Origin of the sequence: Streptosporangium becharense, assembly GCF_014204985.1 — a bacterium.
Lineage (GTDB): Bacteria > Actinomycetota > Actinomycetes > Streptosporangiales > Streptosporangiaceae > Streptosporangium > Streptosporangium becharense.
The window spans coordinates 1,790,647-1,804,203 of sequence record NZ_JACHMP010000001.1 but is presented as its reverse complement, the minus strand read 5'-3'; the positions used below and the strand labels follow the sequence as shown (position 1 = coordinate 1,804,203).

Sequence of the window (13,557 nt, the reverse complement as noted above, 5' to 3'; positions counted from 1 at the left end):
TCCCGGGGAGTCCGTCCGGTGTTCCCCGGGCGTCCGCCCGGCGCCGCTCCCGCCGTGAGTCCGCCCGCGCGGCGGGCGCCGGGGAGCCGCCGTCACGTGTGCCCGGGGCCGGGTTCCGTTCCCCGGCGGTATCCGCCGGGGTTCCCGGCCGGCACGTTAACTCCTCGTAAATACGAAACGATACTGTTGCGTATCGGAACGACTGCCGCTACGGTAGCGTTTCGAAACTAGAGCGTATCGAAAAACGGGGACCCCTGTGGAACGGCAACTCGGCCATCCCAGACGATGGCAGATTCTCGGAGTGCTGGTGTTCAGCCTCCTGGCGGTCGTGCTCGACAACACGATCCTCAACGTCGCACTCAAGACGATCGCCGACCCCGGAGAGGGACTGGGGGCCACCCAGGGCGAGCTGGAGTGGGCGATCAACTCCTACACCCTGGTGTTCGCCGGCCTGCTGTTCACCTTCGGGGTGATCGGCGACCGGACCGGACGCAAGCGGATGCTGATGACCGGCATGGTCCTGTTCGGCCTCGCCTCGCTGGCCAGCGCCTACGCCCAGGACCCCATGCAGCTCATCGTGGCCCGCGCCTTCATGGGCGTCGGCGGCGCCGCGATCATGCCGGCCACCCTGGCGATCATTTCCAACGTCTTCCCGCCGCAGGAGCGCGGCAAGGCGATCGGCATCTGGGCCGGCGGCGTGGGCCTGGCCGTGGCGATCGGCCCCATCACCGGCGGCCTGCTCATCGAGAACTTCTGGTGGGGCTCGGTCTTCCTGATCAACCTGCCGATCGTGCTGGTCAGCATGGCCCTGATCGCGTTCGTCGTGCCCGAGTCGCGCGACCCCAAGCCGTCCAGGCTCGACCCGGGCGGTGTGATCCTGTCCATCGTGGGTCTCGTCGCCCTCACGTACGGCATCATCCGCGGCGGCGAGCTGGGTACGGTGGCCAGCGTCCAGGTGCTCGGCCCGACGATCCTGGGCCTCGCCGTGCTCGCGGCCTTCGTCTGGTACGAGCGGCGCATCGACCACCCGGCCTTCGACGTCACCTACTTCCGTGACCCCCGCTTCGCCACCGCGGTCGGCATGATCGGCCTGGTGTTCTTCGCGATGATGGGGGCGACGTTCTTCCTGGTCTTCTATCTCCAGATCGTGCTGGGCTTCAGCGCGCTGGAGGCCGGAGCCCTGATGATCCCGTTCGCCGCCGCACAGCTCATCTTCGCCCCCCTGAGCCAGCAGCTGACCGCGCGCTTCGGCGGCAGGCTCACCGCCACCGTGAGCATGGTCGTCGCGGGCGGCACGCTGGGCTCGTACGCGCTGATGGACCAGCACACCCCCGTGCTCGTCCTGGAGATCGTCTTCTTCGTCCAGGGGGCCGCGATGGCCGTCATCATGCCGCCCGCGACCACCGCGATCATGGAGTCGCTCCCCAGGGAGAAGGCCGGCGTCGGCTCGGCCATGAGCAACACCGTCCGTCAGGTGGGGGGTGCGCTGGGCGTCGCGCTGCTCGGCTCGCTGCTGTCGGCCACCTACCGAGACGAGATCGCGCCCGCGCTGACCGGCCTGCCCGAGCAGCTTCGGCACATCGCCGGCGAGTCGCTGACCGGCACGATCGGCGTGGCGCAGAGCCTCGGTGAGCGCGGTGCGGCGCTGCTGGAACCCGCCAAGCTGGCCTTCATCGACGGCATGCACGTCACCGCCCTCGCCTCGGCCGCGATCGCGCTGGCCGGTGCCCTGGCGGTGTTCCGCTGGCTGCCCGGCAAGCACGCCGTCGCCGCTCCTGTCAGTGGCGAGAACCATGACAAGGAACCGGCGGTAGTGTAGGCACCACCATGACCACGACGGATGAGACGCGGCCCGCCCGCCCCACGGGCCGCCCCCGCAGTGTCAGGGCGGAGGCGGCGATCATCGACGCCGCCCTCGATCTGATCGGCGAGGGCATGACCTTCGCCGAGTTGTCGATCGAGGCGATCGCCGCCCGGGCCGGGGTGGGCAAGACGACGATCTACCGGCGCTGGTCCAACAAGGAAGACCTGGTCATCGACGCGCTGACCAAGCTCAAGGCGCCCCTGCCGAAGCTGGAGGGCGAGTCGGTCCGGGAAGATCTGATCGCCTACCTCCGGATCGTCCAGCGCGACGCGTGCGACGCGCGCAGCCGATGTGTGATGAACATCGCGATGAACGACGCCGAGCGGCATCCGCGCCTGGCGGAACGGTTCCGCCAGGCGGCGCTCGAGCCGCGCAGGGCGGCGATGGCGGCCATGCTGCGGCGGGGCATGGCGACCGGCGAACTCAGGGCGGACCTCGACGTGCCGATCGCGATGGCGATGCTGGCCGGCACCATGATGTGGTACATCCGGGGCGTGGAGTCGGGCGGGGACGGGGAGATCTCGCAGGACACCGCCGAACGCATCGTCGACCAGCTCCTGGCCGGCCTCGGCCCCCGCTGACCCCTCCCGCGCGGTCCATGCGGCGCGGGAGGCGGCGGGAGTGTGTCAGCGAGCCGTCTCGCGCCAGCGGTTGGTGATGGGCAGCCGGCGGTCGCGGCCGAAGTTCTTCGGGGTGATCTTCGGGCCCGGCGGGTACTGGCGACGCTTGTACTCGGCGAGGTCGACCAGGCGGATGACCCGGGCCACCAGGTCCGGGTCGTGGCCCGCGGCGACCAGCTCGGCCGAGCCCATGTCCTTCTCGACGTAGTCGTCCAGGAGCCGGTCGAGGATGTCGTACTGGGGCAGTGAGTCGGTGTCGCGCTGGTCCGGGCGAAGTTCCGCGCTGGGCTCCTTCTCGATGGAGTTCTCCGGGATCGGCGGCACCGTGAACCCGTGCAGGAAGTCGCCCGACGTGCCCGCCTGGGCGTTGCGCCAGCGGGAGAGCTCCCAGACCAGGGTCTTGAGCACGTCCTTGATGGGGGCGAACCCACCGGCCGAGTCGCCGTAGAGGGTGGAGTAGCCGGTGGCCAGCTCGCTCTTGTTGCCGGTGGTCAGGACCAGATGCCCCTCCTGGTTGGACAGGCCCATCAGGATCATGCCGCGCACCCGGGCCTGGAGGTTCTCCGCGGCCAGGCCGGACAGCTCGATCTCCTTCTCGAAGGCGCTCACGATGTCGGCGATAGGCACGACGCGGGCGTTGATCCCCTGGCGGGCGACCAGCTCCTGCGCGTCGCCCAGCGAGTGGTCGGAGGAGTAGCGCGAGGGCATCAGCACCGCGTGCACCCGCTCGGGGCCGATGGCGTCGGAGGCGATCGTGGCGGTCAGCGCCGAGTCGATACCGCCGGACAGGCCGAGGATGACGGACTCGAAGCCGTTCTTGGCGACGTAGTCGCGGACGGAGAGCACCAGCGCCGCGTACACCTCGGCGGTGTCGTCGAGGTACGGGGCGATCGTGGGAGGCTCGGGCTCGTACGGTTCGACGGGCGAGGACGACAGCTCCAGGCGTTCCACGGTGATCACGGTGCCGTCGCCGGCGTCCACCTGGAACGTCCCCAGGCCGCCGAACCGGGCCTCGGGCAGCTCCAGGTCGGTGACCAGCAGCTCCTCGGAGAAGCGTGCGGCGCGGGCGACCAGCTCGCCGGAGGCGGAGACGACGACGGAGTCGCCGTCGAAGACCAGTTCGTCCTGACCGCCCACCTGGTTGACGTAGGCGAGAGCGCACCCGGCCTCCTTGGCGCGCCGGCGGACCAGGGAGAACCGTACGTCGTCCTTGTCCCGCTCGTACGGGGAGGCGTTGGGCACCACCAGCAGCCCGGCGCCGACCTCGGCCACCACCGCGACCGGGCCGCCCTCCTGCCACAGGTCCTCGCAGACCGCGATCGCCACGTCGACGCCGTGCAGCCGGAAGACGGGCAGCCGGTCACCGCGCACGAAGTAGCGGTACTCGTCGAAGACCCCGTAGTTCGGCAGGTGGTGTTTGGCGGTCCTGGTGACCACCCGTCCCCGGTGGAGCAGCGCCGCCGCGTCGAGCGGGGCGCCCTTGGGCTGCCCGACGCGCGGCGCGAGGTCGGCCCGGTCGACGTAGCCCACGACGACGGGGACGTCGCCCAGCCCCTCCTCGGCCAGCCGCCGCGCGACGTCCTCGACCGCGGCGACGGACGCCTCCACGAAGGAGCTGCGCAGCACCAGGTCCTCGGCGGGGTAGCCGGTCAGGAACATCTCGGTGAAGACCACCAGGTGCGCGCCGCGCTCGGCGGCGAGGCGGGTCCACTCGACGAGCTTGTCGGCGTTGGCCGCCAGGTCTCCGACGGCGGGGTTGGTCTGGGCCAGGGCGATCCGGAGTTGAGCCACGGGCCCATCTTATGGGGACGCGGCCGGCGACTACCGGTCAAGCGATTCGTGTCGCCCTGTTTTCCTTACATAACCGGAAATAGAGGAATATGTGGTTCCCAGCCGCCCCCGCCGCGCGGCCGGAGACTACTCCAGCACCCCGACCAGGCCGAGAGCGCGGACCTTGGCGGGCTCGGGCAGGCGCTGGAGCTCCTTGCCGGAGGGGGAGAGGATCACCAGCGTGCCGGCGGCGCTCCCCCCGGTGTTCCCCCTGACCCGGACCGCGAGGCGGCCGTCGCGCAGGTAACGGGCGCCCAGCAGCCGGCCCTTGACCGGGATGGCGATCTTCGCACCGGTCCTGGTGTCGTAGACCGACGGGGTGAAGGACATCGGCCAGGAGCCGTCGCCGCCCGGCGCGTCCGGGCCGATGGCGTTGACCACGACCCTGCGGGCGTCGGGGGAGAGGCTCTCCACGTGGTTGGCGAGCTTGACACCGGGGACGCGGACGGAGACGCGCCGGCGGGTGTCGAGCAGGTGGACCCCGGCGGTGTCGCCGGCGTACCCGGCGAGCGTCCGGCCGTCGGCCGACCAGGTCAGGTGGCAGGGACCGGACGTCCGGCCGCCGACGGAGCGGCCCGTCCCGTCGGCGCCGACCACCGCCACGGTGGTGGCGGCGCCGGAGCCGCCGCCGACCGGGTACGCCAGTCGCTTGCCGTCGGCCGTCCAGGCGGGGGTCATGCAGGGCGCTCCGGCGGCGGCGTTCCTGGCGACCACCTTGTCCGTGCCTCCGGCGCTGACGTGCAGGCGTCCCCCGTCGTCGATCCAGGCGACCCGCAGGCCGTCCGGCGCCACGGCGAACTGCCCGGTGAAGCCGGCGCCGCCGGCGGTGTGGCTGGTCCATCCGCCCCGGTGGACCAGCACCTTGACGCCGCCGGCGCGATGGCCGACGTAGACGGCGCCCGCGACGGGAGCCGCCTGCCGCGAAGCCGGAACGGCGGCGCCGACGGCACCCGCGACGCCGGAGGGGGCGGCGGCGAGGGCGGGGGCGGCGGTGAGGGCGGCCGACACGGCGAGTGCGGCGCCGACGGCCAGGGCCCGGTGTTTCAAGGAGATCTCCTCAGCTGAATTCTCTGACGGAGATAAGAGCCCCGAGCGGCGGAGAAGGTTTACACGCGGCCGGTCGGCACCGGGACGGACTCCGGCGACCCCGCCGGGGCCGGGACGGACGGGATCGGCAGCACGGCCTCCACCACCGTGCCCCCTCCGGGAGCCGGCTCGATCACGCAGCTGCCGCCCAGCTCGGCGGCCCGCTCGCGCATCGACAGCAACCCGATCCCCGAGCGTGACTCCTCGGGAAGGCCGTGCCCGTCGTCCCGGATCCGCACCACCAGCGACTCCCCGCGCGTCAGCGAGACCACCGCGGAACGCGCGCCGGCGTGCTTGCGGATGTTGGTGAGCGCCTCCTGCGCTATCCGGTAGGCGGCCACCTCGACCGCCGCGGGCAGGTTCGCCAGGTCGCCCTCGATCTCCACGGCGACCCGCGGCGTGCCCTCGACGGCCAGCGTCCGCACGGCCCCCGCCAGGCCGAGTTCGTCGAGGGTCGGCGGACGCAGGCCGTACACCAGTTCGCGGATCTCCTGGCTGACCGCGTCCATCCCGCCGCGCAGCTCCAGCAGGAGCCGGTCGGCCGAGGCCGGGGCGGTGCGCAGGTTGATCATGGCCATGTTGATCGACATGGCCATGTCGGTCAGCGCGTGGCCGAGCCCGTCGTGCAGGTCCCGGCGCAGGCGGCGGCGCTCCTCCTCCCGGGCGGCGAGGATGCGCTCCCGCGAACGCTGCAGGTCGGAGGTCATCCGCACGGCGTGCGCCACGTCGGCGACGTACGGGGCGGCCACGGCGATCAGGCGCTCGTTGTGCGCCGCGGCGAACCTGCGGGGGCCGGGGGAACCGAGGATCAGCCGTCCGACCGGCTCACCGTGCCAGACCAGCGGCATCTCGCGCGGCGCCGGGCCCAGCAGGCCGACCTGCACCTGCCTGGCCCCGGGTTCGTACACCTCGACCGCGACCCCGGTGACGCTCAGCCCGTCCTTGACCACCGCGGCGACGGAGGCCAGCGCGTTGGCCGGCTCGGTCACCCGGACCTCCCGGGCCAGCCGGGCGGCGAACGCCCGCGGGTCGCCGTGCGTGCCGTACATGAGCCGGTCGACCAGACTGCGGAGCCGCCGCCGGAGCGGATGGAAGATCACTCCGGCGAACAGGGCCGCCACCAGGCCGCCGATCCGGTCGTAGCCCGACAGCGCGAGACCGGCGACCGCGCCGACCACGTAGATGCCGCTGACCACGGCGAGGAGACCGGCGGCGACGAAGGCGCGGCTGATCACGGTGTCGATGCCGTAGAGCCGGTAGCGGAGCACCGAGAAGGCGATGGCCAGGGGGATGACCGGGGCCCACAGCGTGCCCGGCAGCCACGTGTGCTCCTGGCCCACGATGAAGATGACGTAGACGGCGAACGCCGACAGCGGCCAGGCGATCTGGCGGCGCAGCAGCGGCCCGGCCCGCCGGAACCGCAGGATCAGGGACGCCAGGGCCAGCATCGCCAGCACGACGGTCGCGACGATGGGGAACTGGTTCAGAGCCGGGGCGTAGGGGGCGAGCGCCTCCACCCCCAGCGGGTTGGGGATGACCCGCGGCCAGGGGTAGTCCGCCGGGTCGGGGTCGGGGCGGAGGAGCGAGGCGAGGCTGTGGATCACGACCATCGCCGCGGTCGCCGCCACCACCGGCCGCCATCGCCGCGAGGGCAGTCGCCCGTCGGGGGAGTAGAGCGGAAGCAGGACCGCGAGCACGGCGGCGCCGAGCACGTAGAAGATCTGGGTGGCCCAGCGGAAGTACCCGGCCGTCGCGAGGTCTCCGCCGGCCGCCGTGCCGAGCGTCATCGCCTCTGCGAAGGCGGTGAGCGCGCTCATCAGCCCGCCGGCGCACATCAGCCACGCCGTGGCCGGGCGGGCACGGTGCGACAGCAGGAACGCCCCCACCACCGGGAAGGTCAGCCCCGCCGTCAGGCTGGGCGTGGCGGGCAGGGACGGTGCCCACGCGGCGGGCAGGCCCCTGACGATCACGAAGGCGGCCACGGCGAGCCCGATCGAGACGACGGCCACCGCGGCGGAGGCCAACCGCACCGCCGAACCGGGCAGGCGGTACGTCAGCGGCACGGCGGGCCCCGCGGCGGTCACGGCGACCGCGTCCAGGGCCCGCCGGGGCACGCCGTCCGCGCCGGCGAGGACCCGGACGCGGTCGCGCATCCGCATGTCCATTCGCTACCTGCCCGTATCACCCGGATTGACCAGGCCCGACTCGTACGCGGCGACCACGAGCTGGGCCCGGTCGAACAACCCGAGGTGATTCAGCAGTTTGATCACCGACTGCGCGACCGACCGCTCGGATACCGCCAGGGTCTCCGCGATCTGCCGGTTGGTCAGCCCCCGGGCGACCAGCTTCATCAGGTCCAGGTCCGCGTCACCGAGACCGGTCAGGCCGGGCGGGGCGGCGGGGTTGGTACGACCGGCGAAGGCCGCGATCAGCCGGGTGGTGACCGCCGGGTCGATCAGCGCGTCACCGGCCTGCGCCGCCCGCATCGCGGTGATGAGCTGCTCGGGGGCCGAGGTCTTGAGCACGAAACCGCTCACCCCGGCGCGCAACGCCGCGTAGAGGTTGTCGTCCGTGCCGAACGTGGTCATCATGACGACCTTCGGCGGCGCCTCGTCGGCCAGGATCCGCCGGGCCGCGGTCAGCCCGTCCAGCCGGGGCATCTGAATGTCCATCAGCACCACGTCGGGGGAGGTCTCCCGGACGAGCGCGATCGCCTGCTCGCCGTTCTCGGCCTCGCCGACGAGCTCGAAGCCCGGTTCGCTGTCCAGCACCACGCGCAGCCCGGTGCGGACCAGCGCCTGGTCGTCGACGATCACGACCCGCAGCGCCGGCAGGGCCCGCGTCTGTTCGTCGGCCGCCGCGGCGCGGGGGGTGGCGGGCTCGGCCGGCCGCGCGGCCGGCGTCCCGGCGGGCTGGTCGAGGTGGACCGCCTGGGCCAGCATGTCGCCTTCCAGGCGCTGCAGGGCGGGGCTGAGGTCGAGGCCGAGCTCGTCGCGGAGCATCGTCCTGGCCCGGCGGAGCGCCCCGAGTGCGTCACCCTGCCTGCCGTTGCGGTACAGGGCCAGGGAGAGCAGCCGCCACGCCTCCTCGCGCAGCGGGTGGGCCGAGGCGTGCGCCTCCAGGTCGGGGACCAGGGCGCCGGAGTGGCCGAGCACGAGCCCCGCGGAGGCACGGCGCTCGACCGCGATCAGCCGCAGCTCCTCCAGCCGGCCCGACTCGGTCACCGCCCACGGCAGGTCGGAGAACTCTGCCAGCGCCGGGCCCCGCCACAGGGCGAGGGCCGCCTCCAGCCGTTCCCACATCTCGGCCGGTGTGCCGTCGGTCTTGACCGCGCTCTCGAATCTCCAGGCGTCGACCTGCCCGGTGGAGGCGCGCAACGCGTACCCCGGCGGAGCGGAGACCAGTACCTCGGCCTCCTCGCGCGGGGCACGGTGGGGTTCCAGGGCACGGCGCAGGCGCGAGACGTATCCCTGGATCGTGGACAGGGCCTGGGCGGGCGGCTCGCCGGGCCAGAGCTCGTCGATGAGCGTGCTCACCGGGACGGCACGGCCACCGGCGACCAGAAGCCGGGCCAGCACCGCCATCTGGCGTTGCCCTCCGAGGTCGAGCACCACGTCACCGTGGCACGCCTGGAAGGGGCCGAGAGCGCGAAATGTCAGCATTGCAGGCGCAAGGGTAGAGCTACCTGGGACAACGTCATAGGGCAATACCCGCCATCGTTCGCATGCCGTAAGAAATCATCGGTGGTCAGATCCCTACATTCAAGTTCACCGGAAGCACCGCTTCAACCATCGTGCCGCCCTCCGGGGGCGATGTGATTATGCAGGTTCCGCCCAGTTCCGCGGCACGCTCACGCATCGACGCCAGCCCGACCCCGGAGCGCCGGTCCACGGGGACGCCGACCCCGTCGTCGCTCACCCGGACCGCCAGGTGGTCCCCGTCCCGTTCCAGCGACACCCGCACGGTCCGGGCCTCGGCGTGCTTGCGGACGTTGGTCAGCGCCTCCTGGACGATCCGGTACGCCGCCACCTCGGCCGCCGCCGGCAGCCCGGTCAGATCTCCCCTGACCTCGACCGTGACGCCCGGCCCCGCCATCTGCTCCACCGCCCTGGCCAGTCCGAGGTCGTCCAGAGCGGGCGGACGCAGACCGTAGACCAGGTGCCTGATGTCGCTGGTGACGGTGTCCATGCCCGAGCGCAGCTCGACCAACAGGCGCTCGGCGACCTCGGGCGAGGCGTGCAGCGAGAGCCGGGCCGCGTTGATCGACATCGCCATGCCGCTGAGCGACTGGCCGAGGCCGTCGTGCAGATCACGGCGGAGACGGCGACGCTCCTCCTCGCGGGTGGTGACGATCCGCTCCCGGGAACGCCGCAGCGCGCCGACCAGCCGGACCGCGTGGGCGGCGTCGGCCACGTACGGGGTGAGGGCGGCGATGACCCGCTCGTTGTGCGCCGCGGGCAGGCGCCGGACGCCGGGCGGGCCGATGAGCAGGCGGCCGACGGGCTGGCCGTGCCACACCAGCCGGATGTCGCGGGCCACCTCGTCCAGCGTGCCCGCGACGGTCTCCTCCGGCCAGCCGTCCTGGAAACGCACCCCGGTCCCGCTGACCGCCAGCCCCTCGCGGAGCACCTCCAGGGTGGCGACCAGGCCGCCCACCGGGTCGGTCCGCTGCAACCGCCGCCGCAGTTCCTCGGCCAGCGCGACCGGGTCGCCCTTGCTGCCGTAGAGCAGCCGGTCGGCGCCGCGCTGGAGCAGCCGCCGCATCGGGTGGAAGAACGCCCCCGCGCACAGGGCGGCGATCAGGCCGCCGATCCGGTCCACATCGGACAGGAACAGGCTGGAGGCGGTGCCCACCGCCACGTACACGCCGCCGATCACGCCCACCAGACCGGCCCCGACCAGGGTCCTGGTGATGAGGGTGTCGATGCCGTACAGGCGGTGCCGCAGCACCGAGAAGGTGATCGCGACCGGGACGAGCGGGATGGTGAACGAGGCCAGCCACCACACCGAGCTGCCGATCACCCAGGGGACGATGACGGTGGCGATCGCGATCAGCGGCCAGAGGATCTGCCTGCGCTCCTCGGTGCTCGCCTTGCGGAACCGCACGGCCAGCGAGACGAAGGCCAGGATCATCGCGAGGTCGGTGAGCTGGTTGAGGGCGGTTCCCACACCGTAGCCGGACGACTGCGGGGCCGAGACGTCGAACGGCAGGAACTCCGAGGAGAGCGTGCCGGCGGTCAGCACCGCGAGTGTGAACCAGATCAGCGGGCGCCAGCGCGGCGAGGGAAGCCTGCCGTCCGGGTAGAGCAGCGGCAGCAGCACCGCGAGGAACAGGATGGTCAGCTTCCAGCTCACGTCGGCGACCGTCCAGACCGCGTCCGGCAGGAGCATCCAGTCCATCGTCGCGTCGAGGGAGGCGAGGTTCATCGTGAGGCTGTTCAGCGCGGAGCACAGCCCGCCCAGGCAGAGCAGCCAGCCGATGACCAGCCGGGGCCGCTGGAAGACCAGCAGCGCGCCGATGATGGGGAACGCCGTGCCCGCCACGTCCTCCGGGGAGAACGGCAGCGGGGTGTAGGAGGGCTGCGGCAGCTGGGCGGTGACCCAGATGTTGACGCACTCCATGGCGACCGACACGGTGGTGATCAGCACCGCGATGATCCGTGCCCGTACAGGCGACAGCGTGGGGAACACCCGGCTCAGCCCGCGCATCGCCTCGGCCCTTTCATGTCGTACTCAAAAGGACCCTAACCGCCTTCGGCAACAAAACTATCAATAAGTGCTTAATGCCGAATCGATCCCATGCGCCGGCGCAGGGCCGGGCCGATCGCGAGCACGGCCGCCGCGGCCACCAGTTCGATGGCGCCGACGGTCACCCAGAGCGCCACGGGGCTCACGTCCAGCATCCGGGTGCCCAGCAGCGGGGCGAGCGCCGTCCCGCCCGACCAGGCCAGGCCGTACAGCCCGGAGTAGCGCCCGCGCAGGTGGGCGGGGGCCAGGGCGGCGACGATCGCGCCCGCGATGCCCGCGGTGACGATCTCACCCACGGTCCACACGACGATCGTGACCGTGTATCCGGCGACGCTGGAGACGGCCGCGGTCAGCGCGAAGCCGACGCCGATGATCGCCATTCCGGTGGCGAGCACGACGCTGTGGTCGCGCCTGCCGAGCCAGTCACCGGTCAGCGGCTGGAGGAGGACGATCAGGACGCCGTTGACCGCGATGGCCGTGCCGTAGGCGGTGGACGGGAAGCCGGCGCGGGCCATCGCCATCGGCAGCGTGGTGAACGCCTGGATGTAGACGAGGGTGGAGACCACCGTGATCAGCGTGAAGGCGACCATGAGCCGGTCGGAGAGGACCGCCGCGAAGCCCCCGCGCCAGGCGCGCCGGCCCGCCCCGGCCTCCCGGCCGGTCGCGGTGCCCGCGGAGTCGCCGACGCCCTCGTCTTCCCCGGTGTCGCGGGCGGGCAGGGTCTCCGGAACCGCCCGCCACACCAGCGCGCCGAAGGCCAGCGCGGTGGCGGCGTTGATCCCGAACATCCAGCCGTACCCGGCCTGGGCCAGCCAGCCGCCCGCGACCATCGCCACCGCGAAGCCCAGGTTCATCGCCCAGAAGAGCAGACCGTAGGCGCGTGCCCGGTCGTGCCGCGGGACGAGGTCGGCGACCAGCGCGTTGGCCGCGGGCCGGTAGGCGTCCACCGCGACGCCGAGCACGAACATCATGGTCACGAGCGCCGGCAGCGAGGTGCTGTAGCCCAGCGCCACCATGGCCGCCGCCGTGGCCAGCATGCCGCCGGTGAGGGTTACCCGGCGGCCGAACCGGTCGGCGAGCCATCCGGCGAGGACCTGTGACAGCAGCGACCCCGCCCCGAACACCGCCATGACCGTGCCCGCCGCCGCGTACGACATGCCGCGCGCCTGGGTCAGGTAGACCCCCATGAACGGCTGGACCATCATGCCGGTCCGGCTGACCAGTGTGCCGGTCCACAGTGCCCAGAACGCCCTGGGCAGGCCGCCGATCTTCGAGGTGAGGAAGGTGTTCCGGGCGAGGGTCGTGGTGCTCATGCGACCAAGGTTCGACAGACGCCCCCGCTGTCGCCAATCCTTTAGCCATGTCTAAAACGTGCCGTCAGGTCGAATGGATCTTCACACCGGAGGACGTGGCCAGGATCCGCTTCGCCTTCTCGCCCATCTGGGAGCTGGTGATAAGCCTGCGGGCCGTCCGCGACCCGGCCCGGCACTCCCTCCACCTGCCGTGGGTGCGAGCCGTACGGCCCCGCCTGGCCGGTCTCGACCTGACGGAGCTGTTCGCGCTCGTCCCGCCCCAGGGATACGTCGTCGACTTCCTCACCCCGCCCCCGGAGAGCCCGATGCCCGACTTCGCCGCGGACCTCGAACGGGTGCGCCGGGCCGACCCGGAGCGCGCCGCCGCGGAGGCCGTCCGGGCGAACGGCTCCGCGTCGGGGGGCGTCGCCCGCTTCGTGGCCGACCCCGAGGCGGGCGTGGTCAGGGTCGCCGACACCCTGGAGCGTTACTGGGCGATCGCCTTCGCCGAGTTCTGGCCCCGCATCCACGGCCTGCTGGAAGGGGACGTGCTGCGGCGGGTCCGGCGCCTGGCCGCGGGCGGGGCCCGGGAGCTCTTCGCCGACCTGCACCCCAGCGTGCGCTGGACGGGTGACAGACTCGCCGTCACCCGCCCGCGGCAGTACTCCGAGCCGCTGGGCGGCGAGGGCCTGGTGCTCGTGCCGAGCGCCTTCTACTGGCCCGACGTCGCGGTGATGATGAAGCCGTACCGGCCGATGCTCGTCTACCCGGCCACCGGCGCGGGCACACTGTGGGACGAGGGTCCGCCGCCCGCCCCCGGTGCCCTGGCCGCGCTCGTCGGGCGGACCAGGGCACAGATCCTCATCGCCCTGGCCGAACCCGCCACCACCTCGGTGCTCGCCCGGCGGATGTCGATCACCCCCGGGGCGGTCAGCCAGCACCTGGGCGTCCTGGCCGACGGCGGCCTGGTGACCCGCCGGCGTCTGGGACGCGAGGTCGTCTACCGCCGCACGCCGGTGGGCGACTCGCTGGTCTGCGCCTCCTGAGGGGCCCGTCTCCGGGACCGCCGCCGAGGCCGTTTCCAGGGCCGTCGCCGGTCCCGCCGCCGGGACTGCCC

At 72.5% G+C, this 13,557-nt stretch carries 9 protein-coding genes; 3 read left to right on the top strand and 6 right to left on the bottom strand.

What is annotated here, in order from left to right:
* The first annotated feature begins 304 nt into the window (after positions 1-304).
* Together F4562_RS07695 and F4562_RS07690 are read left to right on the top strand one after the other, a co-directional pair.
* Entirely contained in the window at positions 305-1,819 is a 1,515-nt protein-coding gene (locus F4562_RS07695) for an MFS transporter (RefSeq protein WP_221207143.1), read from the top strand.
* Positions 1,820-1,827: 8 nt separating this feature from the next.
* Entirely contained in the window at positions 1,828-2,445 is a 618-nt protein-coding gene (locus tag F4562_RS07690) for a TetR/AcrR family transcriptional regulator (RefSeq protein WP_184542038.1), read from the top strand.
* A 45-nt stretch (positions 2,446-2,490) separates the two neighbouring features.
* On the opposite strand, the gene F4562_RS07685 is transcribed toward F4562_RS07690, so the two are convergent.
* The 6 genes from F4562_RS07685 to F4562_RS07660 all read right to left on the bottom strand — a co-directional run bounded on the left by F4562_RS07685 (position 2,491) and on the right by F4562_RS07660 (position 12,461).
* Positions 2,491-4,275: an NAD+ synthase gene (locus F4562_RS07685; RefSeq protein WP_184542036.1), complete on the bottom strand. Its 1,785-nt coding sequence runs from the start codon at positions 4,273-4,275 to the stop codon at positions 2,491-2,493.
* Between the two features lie 126 nt (positions 4,276-4,401).
* On the bottom strand, positions 4,402-5,361 hold the full coding sequence (locus F4562_RS07680) for a TolB family protein (protein WP_184542034.1): 960 nt from the start codon (positions 5,359-5,361) through the stop codon (positions 4,402-4,404).
* Between the two features lie 59 nt (positions 5,362-5,420).
* Positions 5,421-7,553: a sensor histidine kinase gene (locus F4562_RS07675; protein WP_246473382.1), complete on the bottom strand. Its 2,133-nt coding sequence runs from the start codon at positions 7,551-7,553 to the stop codon at positions 5,421-5,423.
* A 15-nt stretch (positions 7,554-7,568) separates the two neighbouring features.
* The gene (locus F4562_RS36230) at positions 7,569-9,062 is read right to left on the bottom strand and encodes a BTAD domain-containing putative transcriptional regulator (protein WP_184542030.1); all 1,494 of its coding nucleotides are present in this window, start codon (positions 9,060-9,062) and stop codon (positions 7,569-7,571) included.
* An 85-nt stretch (positions 9,063-9,147) separates the two neighbouring features.
* Positions 9,148-11,109, bottom strand: a complete 1,962-nt coding sequence (locus F4562_RS07665; RefSeq protein ID WP_184542028.1) for a sensor histidine kinase — start codon at positions 11,107-11,109, stop codon at positions 9,148-9,150.
* Positions 11,110-11,180: 71 nt separating this feature from the next.
* The gene (locus F4562_RS07660) at positions 11,181-12,461 is read right to left on the bottom strand and encodes an MDR family MFS transporter (RefSeq protein ID WP_184542026.1); all 1,281 of its coding nucleotides are present in this window, start codon (positions 12,459-12,461) and stop codon (positions 11,181-11,183) included.
* Between the two features lie 47 nt (positions 12,462-12,508).
* Here F4562_RS07660 and F4562_RS07655 point away from each other — a divergent pair, with 47 nt between their 5' ends.
* Positions 12,509-13,486, top strand: coding sequence for an ArsR/SmtB family transcription factor (locus F4562_RS07655; protein WP_184542024.1), 978 nt, complete (start codon positions 12,509-12,511; stop codon positions 13,484-13,486).
* Positions 13,487-13,557: the final 71 nt, after the last annotated feature.

What these genes read in the sequence shown, in the direction of transcription:
- F4562_RS07690 (WP_184542038.1), top strand. Translation starts at nt 1,828, where the DNA reads ATGACCACGACGGATGAGACGCGGCCCGCCCGCCCCACGGGCCGCCCC.
- F4562_RS07675 (WP_246473382.1), bottom strand. Translation starts at nt 7,553, where the DNA reads ATGCGCGACCGCGTCCGGGTCCTCGCCGGCGCGGACGGCGTGCCCCGG.
- F4562_RS36230 (WP_184542030.1), bottom strand. Translation starts at nt 9,062, where the DNA reads ATGCTGACATTTCGCGCTCTCGGCCCCTTCCAGGCGTGCCACGGTGAC.
- F4562_RS07665 (WP_184542028.1), bottom strand. Translation starts at nt 11,109, where the DNA reads ATGCGCGGGCTGAGCCGGGTGTTCCCCACGCTGTCGCCTGTACGGGCA.
- F4562_RS07660 (WP_184542026.1), bottom strand. Translation starts at nt 12,461, where the DNA reads ATGAGCACCACGACCCTCGCCCGGAACACCTTCCTCACCTCGAAGATC.
- F4562_RS07655 (WP_184542024.1), top strand. Translation starts at nt 12,509, where the DNA reads ATGTCTAAAACGTGCCGTCAGGTCGAATGGATCTTCACACCGGAGGAC.